21 protein-coding genes and 3 tRNA genes are annotated in these 21,706 nt (G+C 65.0%); 3 read left to right on the top strand and 21 right to left on the bottom strand.

What is annotated here, in order from left to right:
• Window positions 1-103: 103 nt before the first annotated feature.
• A complete protein-coding gene (locus tag METFAM1_RS0103105) occupies window positions 104-2,035 on the bottom strand; it encodes a DNA topoisomerase IV subunit B (RefSeq protein ID WP_019918086.1) in 1,932 nt (643 codons plus the stop codon).
• 163 nt (window positions 2,036-2,198) lie between these two features.
• On the opposite strand from METFAM1_RS0103105, the gene METFAM1_RS0103100 reads away from it, so the two are divergent.
• On the top strand, window positions 2,199-3,095 hold the full coding sequence (locus tag METFAM1_RS0103100; RefSeq protein WP_019918084.1) for a recombination-associated protein RdgC: 897 nt from the start codon (window positions 2,199-2,201) through the stop codon (window positions 3,093-3,095).
• A gap of 158 nt (window positions 3,096-3,253) precedes the next feature.
• Complete coding sequence (gene bfr / locus METFAM1_RS0103095; RefSeq protein ID WP_019918083.1) at window positions 3,254-3,721, top strand: bacterioferritin; 468 nt, start codon at window positions 3,254-3,256, stop codon at window positions 3,719-3,721.
• Window positions 3,722-3,865: 144 nt separating this feature from the next.
• Here bfr and METFAM1_RS0103090 read toward each other — a convergent pair.
• From METFAM1_RS0103090 to METFAM1_RS0103010, 17 genes are all read right to left on the bottom strand, one after another.
• Window positions 3,866-3,941, bottom strand: a tRNA-His gene (locus METFAM1_RS0103090).
• Between the two features lie 54 nt (window positions 3,942-3,995).
• Window positions 3,996-4,072, bottom strand: a tRNA-Arg gene (locus METFAM1_RS0103085).
• A gap of 29 nt (window positions 4,073-4,101) precedes the next feature.
• A tRNA-Pro gene (locus METFAM1_RS0103080) sits at window positions 4,102-4,178 on the bottom strand.
• Window positions 4,179-4,278: 100 nt separating this feature from the next.
• Entirely contained in the window at window positions 4,279-6,366 is a 2,088-nt protein-coding gene (gene pnp / locus METFAM1_RS0103075) for a polyribonucleotide nucleotidyltransferase (RefSeq protein ID WP_019918082.1), read from the bottom strand.
• Between the two features lie 162 nt (window positions 6,367-6,528).
• Complete coding sequence (rpsO, locus tag METFAM1_RS0103070) at window positions 6,529-6,798, bottom strand: 30S ribosomal protein S15 (protein WP_019918081.1); 270 nt, start codon at window positions 6,796-6,798, stop codon at window positions 6,529-6,531.
• Between the two features lie 67 nt (window positions 6,799-6,865).
• On the bottom strand, window positions 6,866-7,795 hold the full coding sequence (gene truB, locus METFAM1_RS0103065) for a tRNA pseudouridine(55) synthase TruB (RefSeq protein WP_019918080.1): 930 nt from the start codon (window positions 7,793-7,795) through the stop codon (window positions 6,866-6,868).
• Window position 7,796: 1 nt separating this feature from the next.
• Window positions 7,797-8,168, bottom strand: a complete 372-nt coding sequence (gene rbfA, locus METFAM1_RS0103060) for a 30S ribosome-binding factor RbfA (protein ID WP_019918079.1) — start codon at window positions 8,166-8,168, stop codon at window positions 7,797-7,799.
• Window positions 8,169-8,186: 18 nt separating this feature from the next.
• On the bottom strand, window positions 8,187-10,949 hold the full coding sequence (infB, locus tag METFAM1_RS0103055; RefSeq protein ID WP_024300412.1) for a translation initiation factor IF-2: 2,763 nt from the start codon (window positions 10,947-10,949) through the stop codon (window positions 8,187-8,189).
• 11 nt (window positions 10,950-10,960) lie between these two features.
• Window positions 10,961-12,433, bottom strand: coding sequence for a transcription termination factor NusA (gene nusA, locus METFAM1_RS0103050; protein WP_019918077.1), 1,473 nt, complete (start codon window positions 12,431-12,433; stop codon window positions 10,961-10,963).
• Window positions 12,430-12,882, bottom strand: a complete 453-nt coding sequence (gene rimP / locus METFAM1_RS0103045) for a ribosome maturation factor RimP (RefSeq protein WP_019918076.1) — start codon at window positions 12,880-12,882, stop codon at window positions 12,430-12,432. The genes nusA and rimP overlap by 4 nt, the downstream gene beginning before the upstream one ends.
• Before the next feature lie 157 nt (window positions 12,883-13,039).
• Window positions 13,040-14,137, bottom strand: a complete 1,098-nt coding sequence (gene rluB / locus METFAM1_RS0103040) for a 23S rRNA pseudouridine(2605) synthase RluB (RefSeq protein WP_019918075.1) — start codon at window positions 14,135-14,137, stop codon at window positions 13,040-13,042.
• The gene (scpB, locus tag METFAM1_RS0103035; protein WP_019918072.1) at window positions 14,124-14,696 is read right to left on the bottom strand and encodes an SMC-Scp complex subunit ScpB; all 573 of its coding nucleotides are present in this window, start codon (window positions 14,694-14,696) and stop codon (window positions 14,124-14,126) included. The genes rluB and scpB overlap by 14 nt, the downstream gene beginning before the upstream one ends.
• Window positions 14,653-15,492, bottom strand: a complete 840-nt coding sequence (locus METFAM1_RS0103030; protein WP_019918071.1) for a segregation and condensation protein A — start codon at window positions 15,490-15,492, stop codon at window positions 14,653-14,655. Before METFAM1_RS0103030 ends, scpB begins: the two co-directional genes overlap by 44 nt.
• Window positions 15,492-16,694 (bottom strand): tryptophan--tRNA ligase, encoded by a 1,203-nt coding sequence (locus METFAM1_RS0103025; protein WP_024300410.1) that lies wholly within the window; start codon window positions 16,692-16,694, stop codon window positions 15,492-15,494. Before METFAM1_RS0103025 ends, METFAM1_RS0103030 begins: the two co-directional genes overlap by 1 nt.
• An 18-nt stretch (window positions 16,695-16,712) precedes the next feature.
• Entirely contained in the window at window positions 16,713-17,369 is a 657-nt protein-coding gene (locus METFAM1_RS0103020) for a site-2 protease family protein (protein WP_019918068.1), read from the bottom strand.
• Between the two features lie 35 nt (window positions 17,370-17,404).
• Window positions 17,405-18,031 (bottom strand): L-threonylcarbamoyladenylate synthase, encoded by a 627-nt coding sequence (locus METFAM1_RS0103015; protein ID WP_019918066.1) that lies wholly within the window; start codon window positions 18,029-18,031, stop codon window positions 17,405-17,407.
• A 36-nt stretch (window positions 18,032-18,067) separates the two neighbouring features.
• Window positions 18,068-18,925, bottom strand: coding sequence for a 3',5'-nucleoside bisphosphate phosphatase (locus tag METFAM1_RS0103010; protein ID WP_019918065.1), 858 nt, complete (start codon window positions 18,923-18,925; stop codon window positions 18,068-18,070).
• A gap of 81 nt (window positions 18,926-19,006) precedes the next feature.
• Here METFAM1_RS0103010 and gcvH point away from each other — a divergent pair, with 81 nt between their 5' ends.
• Window positions 19,007-19,384 (top strand): glycine cleavage system protein GcvH, encoded by a 378-nt coding sequence (gene gcvH / locus METFAM1_RS0103005; RefSeq protein WP_019918064.1) that lies wholly within the window; start codon window positions 19,007-19,009, stop codon window positions 19,382-19,384.
• 36 nt (window positions 19,385-19,420) lie between these two features.
• On the opposite strand, the gene METFAM1_RS0103000 is transcribed toward gcvH, so the two are convergent.
• Genes METFAM1_RS0103000 through METFAM1_RS0102990 form a run of 3 tightly spaced genes read right to left on the bottom strand, consistent with a single transcriptional unit; the run spans window position 19,421 to window position 21,705 of the window.
• Entirely contained in the window at window positions 19,421-20,137 is a 717-nt protein-coding gene (locus METFAM1_RS0103000) for a GAF domain-containing protein (RefSeq protein ID WP_019918063.1), read from the bottom strand.
• Entirely contained in the window at window positions 20,134-20,724 is a 591-nt protein-coding gene (locus METFAM1_RS20090; protein ID WP_019918062.1) for an ABC-type transport auxiliary lipoprotein family protein, read from the bottom strand. Before METFAM1_RS20090 ends, METFAM1_RS0103000 begins: the two co-directional genes overlap by 4 nt.
• A gap of 12 nt (window positions 20,725-20,736) precedes the next feature.
• Window positions 20,737-21,705, bottom strand: coding sequence for an MlaD family protein (locus METFAM1_RS0102990; protein ID WP_019918061.1), 969 nt, complete (start codon window positions 21,703-21,705; stop codon window positions 20,737-20,739).
• Between the last annotated feature and the right edge of the window lies 1 nt (window position 21,706).

Here is a 21,706-nt window from a genome sequence, read left to right as displayed (position 1 = left end):
GGGGCTGGGGACGAGGGGCTAGAGACTAGGGAAGAGGTGTGGCTTTGCCACACGGGATGAACGCAACACCGCGCGGCGCTCCAGTCCCTAGTCCCTGCCCTCCTCAAGCATCCGGCACGACCTTGTCGCCTTCCAGTTCCATCCAGCGACGGCGGCGTTCGGCTTCTTTCTTGCCCATCAGCATGGTGAAGGTGTTCAGCACCAGATCGGGGTCGGCCCCCTGGGTGATGCGGATGAGCCGGCGCGTTTCCGGATTCATCGCGGTTTCCTTCAGTTCGTCCGGATTCATTTCGCCCAGACCCTTGAAGCGGCTCACCGTCAGCGCGCTCTCGGCAATACCGTCGGCAATCAGGTTGGCCAGTATGGTGTCGCGCTCGGCCTCGTCCAACGCGTAAAGACGGCGCGCCGGTCGGGTCTTGGTCGGCGCGATCTTCACGCAGTACAGCGGCGGCTGGCCGATGAACACGTGGCCACGTTCGATCAGCTTCGGGAAGTGACGCAGGAAGAGCGTGAGTTGCAGCGTCTGGATGTGGGCGCCATCGACGTCGGCATCCGACAGAATGATGATCTTGTGATAACGCAGGCCGTCGAGCACCGCGTCCGGCGCGTCCGGCTTGTGCGGGTCGATGCCCAGCGCCACCGCGATGTCGTGCACTTCGTTGTTGGCGAAGATCTCCGACGAGTCGATCTCGAAGGTGTTGAGCACCTTGCCGCGCAGCGGCAGCACCGCCTGGAACTGCCGGTCGCGCGCCTGCTTGGCGCTACCGCCGGCGGAGTCGCCCTCGACCAGGAAGATTTCGTTCTGTTCCGGCGAGGTGCCGGTGGCGTCGGTGAGCTTGCCCGGCAGCAGCGTGACGCCGGAACCGGCGCGCTTTTCCACCACCTTGCCCGCCCGCGCGCGGGTTTGCGCACTCTTGATCGCCAGACCGGCGATGCGCTGCGCCTCGGTCGCGTGGTCGTTGAGCCAGCGGTCCAGCGTGTCCTTGATCGCTTCGTACACGAGCTTCACCGCCTCGCGGTTGTTCAGCTTGTCCTTGGTCTGCCCCTGGAAGCGCGGCTCCAGCACCTTGGCGCTGAGCACATAGCTCGCATGCTGCGACACGTCTTCCGACTGCAGCGCGAGCTTGGCCGGCATCAGGCCGTGGTGGGTGGCGTAGTCCTTCACCGATTCGAACAGCGCCTGCCGCATGCCGGACTCGTGCATGCCGCCGCCCGGCGTCGGAATCAGGTTCACGAAGGACTCGCGCACCGACACGCCCTCGGGGAAGGCGATCGCCCATTCGGCGCCCTCGCCCTCGTCGTAGCCGGCGATCGCCGTGCGCGCACCGCAGAACAGCTCGCACTTCGCGTCGCCGATCTCCTCGCGCAGATAGCCTTCGAGACCATTGGCGTACTGCCACTCCTGCACCGCCCCGCTCTCTTCGTCCTCGAAACGGATGCGCACGCCGGGCAGCATGGCGCTGCGCGCGCGCAGCAGATGCTCGATGTCGGCACGCTTCACCTTCGAGCTGGCGAAGTACTTCGGATCCGGCCAGGCGCGCACGCGGGTGCCGGTATGCGACTTCGGGCAGCTGCCGACTTCGGTCAGTCCCTGCGAAATGCCGTGGTCGAAGGTGATCGAATGTTCCTTGCCGCCGCGCTTGACCGTCGCCTCCAGCCGGGTCGACAGCGCATTGGTCACCGTCACGCCGACACCGTGCAGACCGCCGGCGATCTTGTAGGCCTTGCCCTCGAATTTGCCGCCCGAGTGCGGGATGGTGAAGATGACCTCGATCGCCGGCACCTTCTTGGTCGGGTGGATATCGACCGGAATGCCGCGACCGTTGTCCTCGACCGACACCGAGCCGTCGCCGTGCATCACGACGCGGATGCCGTCGGCGAAGCCGCCCTGCGCCTCGTCGCAGGCGTTGTCGATCATTTCCTGGATGATGTGGTTCGGACTTTCGGTCCGGGTGTACATGTCCGGCCGCTTCTGGATCGGCGCAATGCCCTCGAGCACCTGGATTTCAGCGGCGTTGTAGCTGGGAGTCGTCATCGGAGTGAATCAGCGGAACGGGAGCGCGGCACGCGCCGCGCGGAAGGCCGCTAGTGTGCACGGAGAGGGGCGCGGCCGTCGATATTGACATGCGCCCACCGACGCGGCAGCGCCTGCCGCCCGACTCCACTCATATACACTGCGTCCCTTTTTGCCCGACGCCATGTGGTTCAAGAACCTGCAGATCTACCGCCTCACCGCCCCCTTCGCGCTCGCACCTGAACAACTCGACGAAAAGCTCGCCGCCAAGGCCTTCCAGCCGGGCAGCAGCGCGGAAATGCAGCGCATGGGCTGGATGTCGCCGCGCGACAACGGCGCGCTGGTGCACGCGGTCGGCGGTCAGATGCTGATCACGCTGCGCACCGAAAAGAAGCTGCTGCCGGCCACCGTCATCAATCAGGTCGCCAAGGCACGTGCCCAGGAAATCGAGGAAAAGCAGGGCTACAAACCCGGCCGCAAGGAAATGCGCGAGCTGAAGGACAGCGTCACCAACGAACTGCTGCCGCGCGCCTTCGCCATCTGGCGCGATACGCAGGTGTGGATAGACCCGGTCAAGGGTCGCATCGTGGTCGACGCAGCCGCCAGCGCCAAGGGCGACGAGGTGATGCAGCTGCTGAACGAGTGCGTCGAACAGCTGGGCGCCCGACCGCTGCAGACCGCGCTGTCGCCGGTATCGGCGATGACCTCCTGGCTGGCCGCCGACGAAGCGCCTGCCGGCTTCAGCATCGATCAGGACACCGAACTGCGCTCCAGCACGCAGTCCAAAGCGACCGTGCGCTACGTGCGCCATGCGCTGGAAGCGGACGACCTGCGTCGCCACATCGAAGCCGGCAAGCAGTGCACCCGTCTGGCGCTGAGCTGGATGGACCGTGTTTCGTTCACGCTGACGGAGAACCTCGCAGTCAAGCGGGTCGCGCCGCTGGATGTGCTGACCGAGAACGACGACGGCAGCGGCGATGAAGCCGAGCGTTTCGACACCGATTTCGCGCTGATGACCGGCGAGGTCAGCCGCCTGATCGATCACCTCGAAGAAGCGCTGGGCGGCGTCACGTCGAACTGAGCGCATCACCGGGAAGAAAGACCGATACGGCGACTGCGAATGAATACGGTTCTCACCACGACTTCGCGGGACGCCACCAAACCCAGCACAGAAGCCAGAATGGGCGCATCATCGAACAATCTTCGTATGCGCCGGACATCCGGGAAGTGAGATAAGCCATGCAAGGAAAACAGGTCATCCTCGACGCGCTGAACGCGCTCTTGGTCTACGAACTGGCGGCACGCGACCAGTACTTCATCCATTCGCGCATGCTCGACGAATGGGGCTTCAGCAAGGCCGCCGCGCGCATCGCGCATGAAATGGAAGACGAAACGGGCCACGCCGACGCGCTGATACGCCGCATCCTGATGCTGAGCGGTACGCCTGACATGAAACCCGCCCCGCTCAATGTCGGCCACGACGTCGTCAGCATTTTCGAGAACGATCTGGCGGTGGAGATTTCAGTCGTGAAGCATCTGCGCGAAGTGATGGCACTGACCGAGAAGGAGCAGGATTACGTCACCCGTGATCTGCTGCTGCCGATGCTGAAGGACACCGAAGAGGACCACGCGCACTGGCTGGAACAGCAACTGCGCCTGATCAAGCTGATGGGCGAGCAGAACTACCTGCAGAGCGCTGCGGGCTGAATGCTGACGGCGGCGATGGCCGGGGCGTGCGCTCCGCCATCGCTGCACGATGCCATGCCTCGGCACGTGCCATGACGACGCGCACCTCGCGCGCGACAAATGTCGGCGCGACGGGCTCGCACAATCAACAACAGGGGAATTGGGTGGGGTGGCTGATGGGACTCGAACCCACGACAACTGGAATCACAATCCAGGACTCTACCAACTGAGCTACAGCCACCACTGGAACGGATGCCAAACGGGCAACCGCTTTGAAACTCTCTCAGGCCTTTGCTGGCCTGCCCGGCAGGAATCGAACCCGCAACCTACGGCTTAGAAGGCCGTTGCTCTATCCAGTTGAGCTACGGGCAGGTACTAAGAACGGTGTTGCGGACCGATTATGGTCGGGGTGGAGGGATTCGAACCCCCGACATCTTGCTCCCAAAGCAAGCGCGCTACCGGGCTGCGCTACACCCCGAGAGGCCGAGATATTACCGGCCGACCGGGGTGCGGTCAATGCCTGCAGAGCGTTTCAGCGAAATATCTTCAAAGAAATTCGCTGGACGCCCCGCAGGACATCAGCCCTGCTCGCCGTTTGCCTCCGGCGCAGCCAGCAGTGCCTTCATCGACAGGCGGATGCGACCCTTCTCGTCGGTCTCGAGCACCTTCACCTTCACCTGCTGACCTTCCTTCAGGTGATCGGCGACGTTGGCGATGCGCTCGTTAGCGATCTGCGAAATGTGCAGCAGACCGTCCTTGCCCGGCAGCACGCTGACGATTGCACCGAAGTCCAGCAGACGCAGCACCGTGCCGTCATAAACCTTGCCCACTTCCACTTCGGCGGTGATCGCCTCGATGCGGCGCTTGGCGTGCTCGGCCGCTTCCGAATTCACCGATGCGATGGTGATGGTGCCGTCGTCGCCGATGTCGATCGTGGCGCCGGTCTCTTCGGTCAGCGCGCGGATCACCGCACCACCCTTGCCGATCACGTCACGGATCTTTTCCGGATTGATCTTCATCGTCAGCAGACGCGGTGCGTAGGTCGACACGCCTTCACGGGCGCCCGACATCGACTCCTGCATGATGCCGAGGATGTGCTTGCGCGCTTCGTGGGCCTGGGCCAGCGCAACCTGCATGATTTCCTTGGTGATGCCCTGGATCTTGATGTCCATCTGCAGCGCGGTGATGCCGCTGTCGGTACCGGCCACCTTGAAGTCCATGTCGCCGAGGTGATCCTCGTCGCCGAGGATGTCGGTCAGCACCGCGAAACGGTTGCCATCCTTGATCAGGCCCATCGCGATACCGGCAACATGCGCCTTCAGCGGCACGCCGGCGTCCATCAGTGCGAGCGAGCCGCCGCACACCGAAGCCATCGACGACGAACCGTTCGATTCGGTGATTTCCGACACCACGCGCATCGAGTAGCTGAACTCTTCCGGCGACGGCAGCACAGCGAGCAGCGCGCGCTTGGCCAGACGACCATGGCCAATCTCGCGGCGCTTCGGTGCGCCGAAGCGGCCGGTTTCACCGGTGGCGAACGGCGGCATGTTGTAGTGAAGCATGAAGCGGTCGCGGTACTCGCCGCCCAGCGCGTCGATGATCTGCTCGTCGCGGCCGGTGCCCAGCGTGGCGATCACCAGCGCCTGCGTCTCGCCGCGCGTGAACAGCGCCGAACCGTGGGTACGCGGCATCACGCTGTTGCGAATCGCGATCGGACGCACGGTGCGCGTGTCGCGACCGTCGATGCGCGGCTCGCCGTTCAGGATGCGGCTGCGCACGATGCGCGCTTCCATGTCGAAGAAGTAGTTCTTGATCGTGTTCACGTCCGGCGCCGTCGCGGCGTCGGCGGTCAGCGCAGCGATCACTTCGTCGCGCAGGGCGTTCACGCTCTGGCTGCGCACCTGCTTCTGCGTGATGCGGTAGGCATCCTGCAGCTTGGCTTCGGCCAGCTCGGAAATGCGGTTCCACAGCGCTTCGTCGCGGGCCGGCGCCTGCCAGTCCCACTCCGGCTTGCCGGCGACTTCGACCAGTTCATTGATCGCATTGATCGCGGCCTGCATCTGCTCGTGGCCATAGACCACGGCGCCCAGCATGACTTCTTCCGACAGTTCCATCGCTTCCGACTCGACCATCAGCACGGCTGCTTCGGTACCGGCGACGACCAGGTTCAGCTTGCTGTCCTTCAGCTGCGAGGCAGTCGGGTTGACGATGTACTGGCCATCGATATAGCCCACGCGGGCGGCGCCGATCGGGCCACTGAACGGGATGCCGGAGATCGCCAGTGCGGCGGATGCGCCGATCATGGCCGGAATGTCGGCATCGACTTCCGGGTTCAGAGACAGCACCTGAACGATGACCTGAACTTCGTTGTAGAAGCCTTCCGGGAACAGCGGGCGGATCGGGCGATCGATCAGACGCGAGGTCAGCGTTTCCTTCTCGGTCGGACGGCCCTCGCGCTTGAAGAAACCGCCGGGGATACGGCCCGCGGCGTAGAACTTTTCTGCGTAATCAACGGTGAGCGGGAAAAAATCCTGGCCGGCCTTTGCCGACTTCTGGGCCACGACGGTCGCCAACACGACGGTTTCTTCGACGTTTACGATGACGGCGCCGCTCGATTGACGCGCGATCTCGCCGGTTTCCAGCACCACTTTCTGGGTGCCGAACATGAATTCCTTGCGGGTAGCGTTAAGCAAGTCGATTCCTTTCGATTCGATGAGTGGCGGGCATCGTCCGCCCGCCAGAAAAAACAAACCGGCGGAGCCGCAAAGGACTCACGCCGGTATGTGGTGTCAAGCCTGCGAAGGCTCAGACATTGCCTTCGGATGCAATTACTTGCGCAGACCGAGGCGGCCGATCAGCGAACGATAGCCGTCTGCGTTGGTGCGCTTCAGGTAGTCAAGCAGCTTGCGACGCTGGCTCACCATCTTGAGCAGACCACGACGCGAGTGGTGGTCCTTGACGTGTTCCTTGAAGTGACCGGTCAGGTCGTTGATGCGTGCGGTCAGCAGGGCGACTTGAACTTCGGGCGACCCCGTATCGCCGGCCGCGCGCTGGAAGTCGGCCACGATGCGGGCTTTATCGGCGGAAACGATAGCCATTGATCTAAACTCTCTCGTTTGGAAAACCCAAAATTATACGCCACAGTTGCGCAATCTCAAGCCTATTTCAAGGCTTTTGCGCACTTTCCTGCGGCAACAGGCGCTTCACCCGCAAGCGGGCGCCGCGTACGACGACCAGACCGAGAAAAGCCGGTCCGGCATAGGCGCGCAACACGCCTTCTTCTTGCAACGCAATGTCCGCGTCGACCGCTGAAAGCGACACCGACTGGCCATTGATCAGGCGCTGCGCATCCGCGTCGGCAATCCGGCAGAGCGGCATGTCCTGCAACAGGATGTCGGCGGGATTCAACAGCGACGCGCGCGCGTCATCGTCAAGCGCGGCGATCTGCTCAAGCGTCACCGCACGATCAAGTCGCAAGGGCCCGGTGCGCGTTCGGCGCAGTCCGGTCAGGTGAGCGCCGCAGCCCAGCATCGCGCCGATGTCTTCAGCCAGCGTACGGATATAGGTGCCCTTGCTGCACAGCACGCGCATCGAAAATGACGGCAGCGCGACATCCAGCAGTTCGATCTCGTGGATGCGCACATGGCGGACCGCACGCTCGATGGTTTCGCCGGCGCGGGCGTATTCGTAGAGCGGTTTGCCGGCGTGCTTGAGCGCCGAGTGCATCGGCGGTATCTGCTCGATGTCGCCGGTATGCGCATCGACGGCGCCGCGCAGCGCAGCTTCGTCGATCGCGACTTCGCGGGTTTCGAGTACTTCGCCTTCGGCATCTCCGGTCGTCGTCCGCACACCGAGCCGCACCTGGGCGACATACTCCTTGTCGGCATCCAGCATCAGCCCGGCAAAGCGCGTCGCCTCGCCGAAGCAGACCGGCAGCAGGCCGCTGGCCAGCGGATCGAGCGTGCCGGTGTGCCCGGCGCGGGCGGCCTGAAACAGACGACGCGCCTTCTGCAGCGCGTCGTTCGAACTGAGACCTATGGGTTTGTCGAGCAACAGCACACCGTTGATCGCCTTCCAGCGCGAGCGTGGCTGCAACTCAATCCTCGCCGGTGGAGGGGCCGGAATGCAGGGCCTTGTCGATCAGGCGGGACAGCTGGTCGGCACGTTCCATCGTCTGGTCATGCACGAAGTGCAGCTGCGGCGTGGTGTGTATGCGCACGCGGCGGCCGATTTCGCGGCGCAGGAAGCCGGACGCGCGCACCAGACCTTCATGAATCAGCTTCTGCGCATCACCTTCGGCCAGCGTGCTGTAGTAGATCTTGGCGTGCGCATAGTCCGGCGTCAGCTCGACCGCGGTCAGCGACACCATGCCGACGCGCGGGTCCTTCAGTTCGGTGGCGATCAGCTTCGCGAGTTCGCGGCGGATCGCCTCCGATACACGGTCACTGCGGGAGTAACGTTCGCTCATCGAGTGTGCACGTCAGGCTCAGGCTAGCTTGCGGGCGATTTCCTGGATTTCGAAGACCTCGAGCTGGTCGCCTTCTTCGATCTCGTTGTAACCGCGCAGCGACAGACCGCACTCGTAACCTTCCTTGACTTCCTTGACGTCGTCCTTGAAGCGCTTGAGCGAATCGAGCTCGCCGGTCCACACCACCACGTTGTTGCGCAGCAGGCGGGCGCTGGCGCCACGCTTGACCAGACCCGAAAGCACCATACAACCGGCAATCGTGCCGATCTTGGTGCCGCGGAACACCTGGCGGATTTCCACCGTACCAAGCACGTGCTCGCGCTTTTCCGGCGCCAGCATGCCCGACAGCGCAGCCTTCACCTCATCGACCGCTTCGTAGATGATGGTGTAGTAACGCAGATCGACACCGAAGTTCTCGGCCAGCTTGCGTGCACCGACGTCGGCGCGGACGTTGAAGCCGATGATGACGCCCTTGGAAGCCTGCGCCAGGTTCACGTCGGTTTCCGAGATCGCACCGACCGCGGCATGGATCACCTGCACGCGCACTTCGTCGGTGGACAGCTTCATCAGCGACTGCACCAGCGCTTCCTGCGAACCCTGTACGTCGGCCTTGATGATGAGCGGCAGCACGCGGACCTCGCCCTCGCCCATCTGCTCGAACATCGATTCCAGCTTGGCGGCCTGTTGCTTCGCCAGCTTCACGTCGCGGAACTTGCCCTGACGGAACAGCGCAATTTCACGCGCCTTGCGTTCGTCGGCCAGCACCATCGCCTCGTCACCGGCGGCCGGCACGTCGGACAGACCCTGAATTTCCACCGGGATGGACGGACCCGCTTCGCTGATCGCCTTGCCGGACTCGTCCAGCATGGCGCGCACACGGCCGAATACCTGACCGCACAGCAGGATGTCGCCGCGCTTCAGCGTACCCGACTGCACCAGCACCGACGCGACCGGGCCCTTGCCTTTGTCGAGCCGCGCTTCGATCACCAGACCGCGGGCGGGAGCTTCCTTCGGCGCCTTCAGTTCAAGCACTTCAGCCTGCAGCAGCACGTTCTCGAGCAGTTCGTCGATGCCCGTCCCCTTCTTTGCCGACACCGGGATGAAGGGCGAGTCGCCACCGTATTCTTCCGGCACCACACCTTCGGCCACCAGTTCCTGCTTGACGCGGTCCGGGTTGGCTTCCGGTTTGTCGATCTTGTTGATCGCCACGACCATCGGCACGCCGGCCGCCTTTGCGTGGTGGATGGCTTCACGCGTCTGCGGCATCACGCCGTCGTCCGCCGCCACCACCAGGATGACCAGATCGGTCGCTTTCGCACCGCGGGCACGCATGGCCGTGAAGGCCTCGTGACCCGGGGTGTCGAGGAAGGTGATCATGCCGCGCGGCGTATCGACGTGATAGGCGCCGATGTGCTGCGTGATGCCGCCCGCTTCGCCAGCGGCCACACGGGCACGGCGGATGTAGTCGAGCAGCGAGGTCTTGCCGTGATCGACGTGACCCATGACAGTGACGACCGGTGCGCGCGGCAGCAGCTCGACATCCTTGTGCTCATCGTCGGCCTCGCCGAGGAAGGCTTCCGGATCGTCCAGCTTGGCGGGCTTGGCAACGTGGCCCATTTCCTCGACCAGGATCATTGCGGTTTCCTGGTCCAGCACCTGGTTGATGGTGACCATCTGACCAAGCTTCATCAGCACCTTGATCAGTTCGGTCGCCTTGATCGCCATCTTGTGGGCGAGGTCGGCGACGGAAATCGTTTCCGGCACCAGCACCTCGCGTACGACGGCTTCGATCGGCGCCTGCTGCTGGCCCTGATCGTGGTCGCGATGGTTACGGCCCTTCGGGCCACCACGCCAGCCACCGGTACCGGCGTCGCCGCGCGTCTTGATCTGACGGCGCTTGGCGGCGTCGTCCTTCCAGTTCGAACCCGGCTTGGCCTTGGCGGCCGCCGGCGCCGCCGGCTTGGCCTTGGCGGCCTTGTCGTCGGGCTTGGCCGGTTTGTGCAGCGTTCCGGCAGGCGCCTTCGCTGCCGCCGCCTTGGCCTCTTCCTCCGCTTTGGCCTTGGCTTCGGCCTCGGCTTGCGCGCGCACCAGACGGGCTTCCGTCTCCTGGCGCATGCGGATTTCGCGTTCCTGCTTTTCCTTGAGCTCACGCGCCTGGTGGGCGAGCAGTTCGGAGTGGCGCTTGGCTTCGCGTTCGCGCGCGGTCAGCGGACGCGGCTCGGTCGGCGCAGCCGCCTCGGCCACGACTTCCGGAGCGCTTTCGGCCACCGGCTCGGGCGTCTCGACCGGCGCGGGTTCGGGTTCGGGCTCAGGTTCCGGCTCGGGTTCGGGCTCAGGTTCCGGCGCCACTTCGAGCACCGGTTCCGGCACCACCGGCGTCGGCTCGGGCTCGGGAGCAAAGGTCGCTTCGTCAGCCACGACGTCGGCCGCGAGCTCTTCGGTCGCCGCCGCCTGCGCTGCTTCTTCGGCCAGCAGTTCGGCCGGATCGCGCTTGACCAGCACGCGCTTCTTGCGCACTTCGACCTGCACGGTACGCGCCTGACCGGACGAATTGGTCGCCTTGATCTCGGTGGTCTGACGACGGGTCAGCGTGATCTTGGTCTTTCCCGCCGTATCGCCGTGCTGACGCCGCAAGTAGTCGAGCAGGCGCGTCTTGTCCTGCTCGGTCAGCGAATCGCCTTCGCTCTTCTTGTCCACACCGGCCTGCTTCAGCTGCTCAAGCAGCGCGGCCGCGGGGATTTTCAGCTCGGTCGCAAACTGGGAAACACTCATCAACGCCATACCGTCCTCAATTATTCAAACCAGTGCGCGCGCGCAGTGGTGATCAGCGATGTCGCGCGCGCAGCATCGATGCCGGCGATCTCGACCAGTTCATCAACAGCGAGATCAGCCAGATCATCGCGCGTGCGCACATTGGCGCGCGCCAGCTGCGCCGCCAGCTGCTTGTCCATGCCGTCCAGTGCAAGCAGGGCGTCATCGACCTGCTCCAGCTGCTCTTCGTCGACGATGGCTTCGGTCAGCAGCACGTTACGTGCGCGAGTGCGCAGTTCGTTCACCGTGTCTTCGTCAAACGCCTCGATCTCGAGCATTTCGGCCAGCGGCACGTAGGCCACTTCCTCCAGCGTCGAGAAACCCTCCTCGATCAGGATGTCCGCCACTTCTTCATCCACGTCCAGCTTGGCCATGAACAGCAGGCGGATGGCGGCGTTCTCTGCGTCCGACTTGGCGGCCGACTGCTCGACCGTCATCAGGTTGATCTTCCAGCCGGTCAGCTCGGACGCGAGGCGCACGTTCTGGCCGCTGCGGCCGATGGCGATCGCAAGATTGTCCTCGCTGACCACGACGTCCATGCTATGCGCGTCCTCATCCACCACGATGGAGGCGACTTCGGCCGGCGCCAGCGCGCCAATGACGAACTGCGCCGGATCAGGCGACCACAGGATGATGTCGACGCGCTCACCGCCCAGCTCGTTGGTCACCGCCTGCACGCGCGAACCGCGCATGCCGATGCAGGTGCCTTGCGGATCGACGCGCGGATCGTTCGACTTGACAGCAATCTTGGCGCGGATGCCCGGGTCACGGGCAGCACCCTTGATCTCGATGAGGCCGTCTTCGATCTCCGGCACTTCGAGTTCGAACAGCTTCATGATGAACTCGGGCGCGGTACGCGACAGGATGATCTGCGGGCCGCGCGCCTGACGATCGACACGCAGCAGCACTGCCTTGACGCGGTCGCCGACGCGCAGGTTCTCGCGGGCAATGATGTGTTCGCGCGGCAGCAGCGCCTCCAGACGACCCACCTCGACGATGGCATTGCCGCGCTCGATGCGTTTGATGGTGCCGGTGACCAGATGGTCCTTGCGTTCGAGGAAGTCGTTCAGGATCTGTTCGCGCTCGGCGTCGCGGATGCGCTGCAGGATGACCTGCTTGGCGGCCTGCGCACCGATGCGGCCGAAATCGACCGGCTCCAGCGCTTCTTCGATGTAGTCGTCGACCTGGATGTCGGCGATCTGCTCGCGCGCATCGATCAGGCCGATCTCGGCCTCGTCGTTCTCGACCAGTTCGTCCGGCAGCACATGCCAGCGACGGAAGGCTTCGTACTCGCCGGTTTCGCGGTCGATCGACACGCGCACGTCGGCGTCATCATGGGTACGTTTCTTGGTGGCCGAAGCCAGCGCGGTTTCGAGAGCGCCGAAAACCACTTCGCGGGACACATTCTTTTCGCGTGCCAGTGCATCGACCAGCAACAGAATCTCGCGACTCATCGTTTCAACTCCTGCTTGCGTTCAAAGTCCGGCACCAGGCGGGCACGTTCGATCTGCGACAGTTCGAACTCATAGGCTTCGCCCTTGACATCAAGGGTGAGCCGGTCGTTGGCCACGCCGGCCAGTCGACCGGTGAAATTGCGTTGATTGCCCACCGGCACGCGCAGGCGCAGCTGCGCCTCCTGCCCGGTGAAGCGAACGAAGTCGGCGGCCTTGCGCAGCGGGCGATCAAGCCCCGGGGAGGACACTTCAAGACGGTCGTAATCGACGTTTTCGACCATGAAAAGACGGGTCAGGTGATTGCTCACCGTTACACAGTCATCCACCATGATGCCCTTGTCGGTGTCGATGAAGACACGCAGCAGACGGCCTCTTGGCGAGGTTTCAAGATCGACGAATTCGTAGCCGAGCCCTGTTACCGCCTGCTCGATCAGTTCCGCAACACTCATCCCAGCAACACACTTCCGGATGTACAAATAAAAAATGGGCTGACCGCCCATCGAAAAACGCCGGCAGGGCCAGCGCAACAAGCCGAGGAGTGTAACAGAGGCCATCCATCCCCTCAAGCTGCAAGGATGGACGGCCCCGCTCAACGGTGGTATGTCGTCAGGCCTCGCCGCCGCCTGCCGCAGGCTTGGCGGACGGGCGGCGACGGCGTCGCGGCGCGCGCTTGCGCGCCGGCGCATCGCCCTCACCGCCCTGCGGCGACGGAGCGCTTTGTTGCGGCGCAGCGCGATTGCCGCCCTCACCCGCTTCGCGCGGCTTGCGCGGACCGCGGCGACGGCCGCGCTTGGGCGAGGTCGGCGCCTCGCCGTCGACCGGCGGCCGGGCTTCTTCCGCCGGGCCCTTGCGCTGCTTGCCCTTGGCCGGCACCACCGACAGCAGCTTCTCGACCTGTTCCGCCTTGAGCTCCTCCGACTTGCCGCGCGCCAGACGTCGCGGCAGCTCGAACGGGCCGTAGCGCACGCGCATCAGGCGGCTCACCGTCAGGCCGATCGCCTCGAACATGCGACGCACCTCGCGGTTGCGGCCTTCGGACAGCGTGACGCGGTACCAGTGGTTCGAGCCCTCGCCGCCACCGTCGGCCAGCGAGTTGAACTTGGCGATGCCGTCTTCGAGCTCGATGCCCTCGGTCAGCTTCTTCGACTGTTCCGGCGTGAGTTCCCCGATCAGCCGCACCGCGTACTCGCGTTCGAGCTCGTAGCTCGGGTGCATCAGCTTGTTGGCCAGCTCACCGCTGGTGGTGAATACCAGCAGACCTGACGTGTTGAAGTCGAGACGACCGACCGCGATCCAGCGGCCGCCGCCCACCTTGGGCAGCTTGTCGAACACGGACGGCCGGCCTTCCGGGTCGTCGCGCGACACGATTTCGCCTTCCGGCTTGTGATAGATGAGCACGCGCGGGGCACGCTGGGCAAAGTGGATGTGGATCAGCTTGCCATTGACGCGGACCTTGTCCTCCGGCCCGACCCGCTGGCCGACGTGCGCCGGCAGCGAATTGACGCTGATGCGACCGGCGACGATCCAGTCTTCCAGTTCGCGGCGCGAACCGAGGCCCATGTCGGCCAGCATCTTGTGCAGTTTCTGCGGCTCGTTGAACACCACCGGGCCGCGCCGCTTGTTCTTGCTGTCCTGCGAGCGGTAATTGGCCACGTTGCCATTGACCTCGCCACCGCCGCCCGGTCTGCGTCTACCTTGCATCATTGAATTCCATCACCTTCTGTAGTTCGGCCAATGGCGGCAGCTCAGCGAGCGTGCGCAGGCCCAGATCGTCGAGAAAACGTCGTGTCGTTGCATACAGCGCCGGCCGGCCGGGGACTTCGCGGTAACCCACGCTGTCTATCCAGCCGCGCCCTTCGAGCGCCTTGATGATGCCCGGCGACACCGCCACACCGCGGATGTCCTCGATGTCGCCGCGCGTCACCGGCTGGCGGTACGCAATGATCGCCAGCGTTTCCAGCACCGCTCTGGAATACTTCGCGGGCTTTTCGTTCTTCAGTCTATCCAGGTAGGGCTGGACGTCCGCTGTGGTGCGGAAACGCCAGCCTGACGACACCTGGACCAGTTCGATGCCCCGCCCCGCCCAGTCCTCGCGCAACTCGTCGAGCAGACGACGGATCAGCGCGTGGTCGAGCTCCTGTTCGAACAGCTTGCGCAGTTCGCCCGTACTCATCGCGTCCTGACTGGCGAGCAGCGCGGCTTCGAGTACGCGCTTGACCTCAGACGGGCTCGGCGACTGCGGCTGTTCGGGCAGTTCGGACATAAATCGGCGCAAAGGCTTCGAGCTGAAGCAGTTCAATCAGGTTCTCGCGGGCCAGTTCGAGCACCGCGAGAAAATTCACCACCATTTGGGCGGCCGGCGCGCCGACCTCGAACAGCTGGTCGAAACGCAGGTCGCCTTCTTCGTGCAGCCGGCGCAGGATTCCGGACATGAACTCACGCACCGACAGCGCCTCGCGCGTCACCTTGTGATGGCGAGTCATGTCGGCACGGCGCATCAGCGCCAGCCAGGCCAGTTGCAGATCGGTCGCACTGACGTTCGGCTGGATCTCGACCAGCCGCTCGGCCACCTGCACGCCCACCCATTCGTGCTCGCGCTGAATGCGCGGAATCGCGTCCAGTGCCAGCGCGGCCGCCTTCATCTGTTCGTACTCGATCAACCGGCGCACCAGTTCCGCACGCGGGTCCTCGCCCTCGTCGGCGGCTTCGCGCGGCGGCCGCGGCAGCAGCATGCGAGACTTGATCTCGAGCAGCATGGCGGCCATCAACAGGTATTCCGCCGCCAGTTCCAGGCGCTGCGAGCGCATCGCCTCGACGTAGACGAGGTATTGCGCGGTCAGCGGCGCCATCGGAATGTCGAGAATATCGACGTTGGCCTTGCGTATCAGGTAGAGCAGCAGATCGAGCGGCCCCTGGAACGCATCCAGGAACACTTCGAGCGCGTCGGGCGGAATGTACAGGTCGAGCGGAAGTTTTTCCAGCGCCTCGCCGTACAGGCGCGCCGGTGGCGCGGCCTTTTCGGCCGGCACCGGTTCAGCGATGAGCGCCTCGCCGGACATCAGGCGTAGTTCAGACCCATGGCCTCGCGCACATCGCGCATCGTTTCCGACGCCAGCTTTCGCGCCCGTTCGCAGCCATCGGCGACGATGTTGCGCAACAGCATCGGATCCTCCTCATATTGCTTCGCCCGCTCGTGGATCGGCGCCTGTTCCTTCAGCACCGCGTCGATCACCGGCTGCTTGCACTCCAGGCAGCCGATGCCGGCCGAGCGGCAACCTTCCTGCACCCACTGCTTGACCGAGTCGTCCGAGTAGATGACGTGGAACTGCCACACCGGGCAGCGGTCCGGATCGCCCGGATCGGTACGGCGCACGCGCTGGGTGTCAGTCATCATGCCGCGGATCTTCTTGGTGACGACCTCGGGTTCCTCGCGCAGCATCAGCGTGTTGTTGTAGGACTTGGACATCTTCTGACCGTCCAGACCCGGCATGCGCGCCGCCTCGGTCAGCAGCGCACCCGGCTCGGCCAGAATCATCTTGCCGCCGCCCTCAAGGTAACCGTACAGACGCTCGCGGTCACCCAGGCTCAGGCTCTGCGCCTCTTCGAGCAGCGCCTTGCCCTGCGCCAGCGCGTCCTCCTTGCCTTCCTGCTGGTACAGGCGGCGCAGTTCCTCGTACAGCTTGCCGCGCTTGCCGCCCAGCTTCTTCACCGCCTCGCGCGCCTTGTCCTCGAAGCCCGGCTCGCGTCCGTACAGGTGATTGAAGCGGCGGGCCACTTCGCGCGTCAGTTCGACGTGCGGCACCTGATCCTCGCCCACCGGCACCAGATTGGCGCGATAGATCAGGATGTCGGCCGACTGCAGCAGCGGATAGCCGAGGAAGCCGTAGGTCGCGAGATCGCGGTCGGCCAGCTTTTCCTGCTGGTCCTTGTAGGTCGGCACCCGCTCCAGCCAGCCGAGCGGACACATCATCGACAGCAGCAGGTGCAGTTCGGCGTGCTCCGGTACCCGCGACTGGATGAACAGCGTCGCCTGGTTGGGATCGACGCCAGCGGCCAGCCAGTCGATCAGCATGTCCCACACGCTGCGCTCGATCACCTGGGTGTCTTCGTAATTGGTGGTCAGCGCGTGCCAGTCGGCGACGAAGAACAGACAGGGGTATTCGTGCTGCAGCTTGACCCAGTTCTTCAGCACGCCGTGGTAATGACCAAGATGCAGGCGACCGGTGGGGCGCATGCCGGAAAGAACGCGTTCTGCGTACATGTTATCGATTCATCCGGTTCAGAAAAGCAGGGACATCAGCAGCGCGTTCGCCAGCACGAGCAGCGGACGCAGGATGTCGTCGAGTACGTGCGACACCAGCAGCGCGATCAGGATAAACATGCCGTAAGGCTCGATGCGCGCGAACACCATGGACGGCCCGCGCGGCAGCAGGCTCACCATGATGCGTCCGCCGTCGAGCGGCGGTATGGGCAGAAGGTTCAGCACCATCAGCACCAGATTGATCAGTATGCCGGCCTTGGCCATCAGCAGCAGCGGCTCGGCGAAGTAGTGACCGGGCATGCCGAGCGCCAGCTTCATTGCCAGCCCCCAGCCCACTGCCATCACCAGATTGGCGGCCGGACCGGCTGCCGCAACCCAGAACATGTCCTGCTTCGGGCGACGCAGCCGCGAAAAGTCGACCGGCACCGGCTTGGCCCAGCCGAACAGCAGGCCCTCGTGACCCGCCATCGCGCCGACGAAGTACATGACCAGCGGCACCAGTATCGTGCCGACCGGATCGATGTGCTTCAAGGGGTTGGCGGTGATCCGGCCGGCCAGATGCGCGGTCGGGTCCCCCTTCATCAGTGCGGCGTATCCGTGGGCCGCCTCGTGCAGCGTAATGGCAAGCACGACCGGCAGCACGATGACCGCCAAGCGTGCAATGCTTTCGTCCATAGGCGGGCGGATGCTAGCAGAACGTGGCCGGCACGTCAGTCCAGGCCGAAGCGCGCGACGTCGCCCGCGCCGGCGCGCACCAGTTCGGGCGTGCCCGACGACAGGTCGATCACCGAGGTCGGTTGCGTACCGCAGTGACCGGCGTCGATCACCAGATCGAGCTCGTGCTGCAGGCGCTCGCGGATGTCTTCGGCGTCAGTCAGCGGCAGATCTTCGCCGGGCAGCAAAAGGGTCGAGCCGAGCAGCGGTTCGCCCAGCGCCTCCAGCAATGCCGACACGACCGGATGGTCCGGCACCCGCAGGCCGATGGTCTTGCGCTTCGGATGCAGGATGCGCCGCGGCAGCTCGCGCGTCGCCTCCAGAATGAAGGTGTAGGGCCCCGGCGTCGCGCTCTTGAGCAGACGGAACTGCGCGTTATCGACCTTCGCCAGAGTGGCGATTTCAGACAGGTCGCGGCACATCATCGTGAAGTGATGATGCACATCCACGTCGCGGATGCGACGGATGCGTTCGAGCACGCGCGCGTCACCCATATGGCCCACCAGCGACCAGGCGCAGTCGGTCGGAATGGCCGCCAGTCCGCCATCGCGGAGGATGTCGGCGGCGTGTCGTATCAGGCGGGGTTGCGGATTGTCGGGATGTACGGTGAAAAGCTGTGCCACGTGGATGTATTCGTCAGAGGGTGTGGAAAAGCGGCGTCAGGCCGGGCAGGCGACACGCGAGCCGAGCTCGGGCGCATGCCACACCGGTTCGACACCGGCCGGCAGCTGGGCGCCTCGTCCAAGGTCGATCGGACTTTCGTCCGGCGCATGGAAATCGGACGCGCGCGAGGCGTAGAAACCGAAATCGCGGGCCAGCCGGGCGAAATGTCTGACCTCGGCGTCGCCGTGCGAGCCGGACACCACTTCGATGGCCTGCCCTCCGGCATCACGGAAGTCGCCGAGCAAGCGCAGCAACTGATCGCCGGAAATGCGATAGCGGCCCGGATGGGCGACCACGGCGACGCCGCCGGCGCCACGTATCCACGCCACCGCCTGCTCCAGCGCCGTCCATTGGTGTTCGATGTAGCCGGGGCGACCGCGCACCAGATAGTTGTGGAACACCGCGTGCACGTCCGGCGCATAACCCTGCTCGACCAGCACGCGAGCGAAGTGTGAGCGACCAACCAGCGACGGATTGCCGGCATGGCGCATCGCGTTGGCGTAGGCCTCGCGCACGCCCAGCGCTTCCAGCGCCTCGGCCATGCGCAATGCGCGCTCGTCGCGGCCGCCGCGCACACTGGCCAGGCCCTGCTCCAGTGGCGCGTGGCGCGGATCGATGCCAAGACCGACGACGTGGACAGTTGTGCCGTGCCAGGTGACAGAGACCTCGACACCGTCGATGAAACGCATGCCCAGCGCACGCGCATGCTCACGCGCTTCGTCGAGTCCGCCCAGGTTGTCGTGATCGGTCAGCGACCACAGCTCGACGCCATTGGCCGCTGCGCGCGCGGCGAGCGCGGCCGGCGACAGTACGCCGTCGGAGTGGCAGGAGTGACAGTGCAGATCGGCATTCATAGCCTCGGGATTCTAGCAGGCGGCCGCAGCACGTCCCGCGCGGCTACAATCGTGCCCGGTCAAACCCACCAGGAAAAAGCAATGAATCATCCGGACAATCTTCGCTACACCGACACACACGAATGGGTCAGGGTCGAACAGGATGGCACCGTGACGGTCGGCATCACCGACCACGCGCAGGATGCCCTCGGAGATGTGGTCTTTCTGCAGCTGCCCGATGTCGGCCGCACCGTCGCCCGTACCGAGGCGATGGCGGTGATCGAGTCGGTCAAATCTGCCTCCGACATCCACGCCCCGGTGTCGGGCACGGTCACCGCGGTCAACGCCCCGGTCGCCGACCAGCCCGAATCGGTCAATCAGGATCCCTACGGCGCCTGGATGTTCGTCATCAAGCCGGACAATGCGGCGGAACTTGATGATCTGCTGAGCGCCGACGCCTACAGCGCCTCACTCGGCTGACGCGACGCGGCGCCGGTCAGCCCCGGCGCCGATGATTCACTGCCGGCCGCGCTCCATGCGCTGGCCGTGCTTGCGCAGACTGGCAGACAGCTGGTCGATGATCTCGCCGGCCGCGCCGACGATCTGGTTGTTGCCGAAACCGGCCGCCTTCATTTCCCGATAGAAGGATTTCGCCAGCATGCGCGCCACCTGCGCCGGCTGCGCCGCGCCTTGCGAGAAGGCTTCCGCCAGCGCCGTCACCTCCTCGCCCTGCAGCGCCCGCTGCGCGAACTCCGATTTGACCAGGAAGGCCAATTGCGCGGTCTGCACCGACTTCCCGCCGAACAGTGCGAGACAGTCGAGCATGCCCTCTTCCGCCTCCGAGAACGCCGGCTGACCACGACCGCGTCGCACGTTGATCACGCCCAGTATGCGTCCGTCGAGCGGCAGCGGCGTGCAGATGAAGCTGCCGCCCTCGCCGCGCGCCCGGCCGGCCGCCTGCTGCGCGTCGGCATCGATGACGCGACGTGCCCGGCCGCTGGCGAACACCTCGCCCGCCACCGAACTGCCGCTGCTCACCCGCGCATTGACCACTTCCTGCGCCAGTTCGCCACGCCAGGCCGCAATGCCCAGCACGGCGTCGTGCCCCTCACCGTCGGCCAGCATGATGGTGACGCGCTCGCACGGCAGGCGCGCCCAGCACGTCTCGGCCACCTGATCCAATGCCGCCTGCAGCAGACCGTTGTCGCGAGGCGCTGCATTTCCCGGATTCATGATTCACACCTCCTGCTCAGCCCTTCAGCCTCCGCCCGATCGAGCCAGTCGGCGATCCGCACACCCAGTGCATCGACACCACGCGACAGCGCCGCAACACCGGACGGCGCATCGGCGCCGGTCGCCTTCTCGGTCAGCGAGAAGCGCATGCGATCGACGATGGTCCTGCCATTGGCGCCGACCAATGTGGCGACGCCGGATATCAGCGCCGCCGAGTCGTCCGGCCGGTCGAACACCTGTATGAACTCGTCCAGTTCGACCACCAGGCGGCAGGTTGACGGCGCGCCCGGGCTGTCCAGCATGCGTCGCAGCGCGACCGACAGCAGCTCCGCCGGTGGTGCCGCCCAGCGACTCAATGCGTAGCTGCGTCGGCGTGTTTCGCTCTCGTAGGCAAGGCGATAGTGGATGGCGGTGCCGTCCAGCCAATTCGGGGCACGCACGTCGGTCAGCACCGGCACGCGCGCCAGCGGGCGGGCCGCACGTTGGCTGCCCAGATCGTGAAGTTCGGACGTCGGCGAACGCGGCAGCAGCGGCCCGCAAGCGGCCAGCGTGATCGACAGCAGCGCGCTCGCCCAAAATGATTTCATCTCCGATGCTCCTCAGTCGCGCGCGCTGCCGGCGGCGGGATCGAAACCGGGCTCGCCGGGTCCGGGCTGCTGCGCCTCGCGTCCGAGCAGCAGCATCTGTGGCGAAGACTCGAGCTCGCCCAGCACACGGCGCAACTGGCGGGCGTCGCGGTTCGCTTCATCAAGCAGCGTCTGCAGCCGCGGCAAGGTATCGCCGTTGATCTGCTGCCCCATGCTCGCAGCCAGCGCGTCGAGCCGCGATGACAGCTGCTGCATCGATGCCAGCACTGTCCGCAGTTCCTGCGCCAGCGGCGCGCCCTGGGCGCTGACCGCCTCGAGCTGACCGAGGATGCGCCCGCTGCGTTCGATATTTTCTGCCGACAGCAACGCCTGTGCGCGTTGCAGCGTTTCACGCAGATCGCCGGCGACGCCCGGCAGATGGACCAGCGTCCGGTCCAGGTGCGCGGTCGCCGACTGCAGGCTGCCCAGTGTCGCGCCTATGCGTTCGAGATTGCGGTCGTCGAGCAGCACATGCAGCCGCAACATCACCTGACGCATCACGTCCATCGTGTCGCTGGCCTTGTTGCCCAGCCCGCCGAACTGCGAACCACGCAGCGGGATGCGCGCGTCGGCCGGCGACAGCGGCGTCGGGTCGGAACCGTCGTCCGTCATGTCGATCAGCGCCAGACCAGTCACGCCAAGATAGCCCAGCTCGGCGCGCGTGCCCGCGGTCACCGGATAGCGCGCCGGAATCGAGATGCGGACGTGGATTTCGCGCGGGTTGTCCGGGTTGATGGAAATATCCCTCACCTTGCCGACACGGATGCCGCGGTAGCGCACCTGCGCTTGCGGACTCAGGCCACCGACATCGGCCGTGGTCACCAGCAGATACTCCTGTCCGGCGTCGTCCCCGCTGGACAGATACCAGATGGCCAGTCCGACGGCGACACTCATCAGCAGCAGGAACAGACCTGCAGCCAGTGCGTGGGCGCGGCTTTCCATG

This window comes from Methyloversatilis discipulorum, from assembly GCF_000527135.1.
GTDB lineage: Bacteria > Pseudomonadota > Gammaproteobacteria > Burkholderiales > Rhodocyclaceae > Methyloversatilis > Methyloversatilis discipulorum.
Note: the sequence above shows the minus strand (reverse complement) of the source record. Positions and strands in the feature narration are given on the sequence as shown.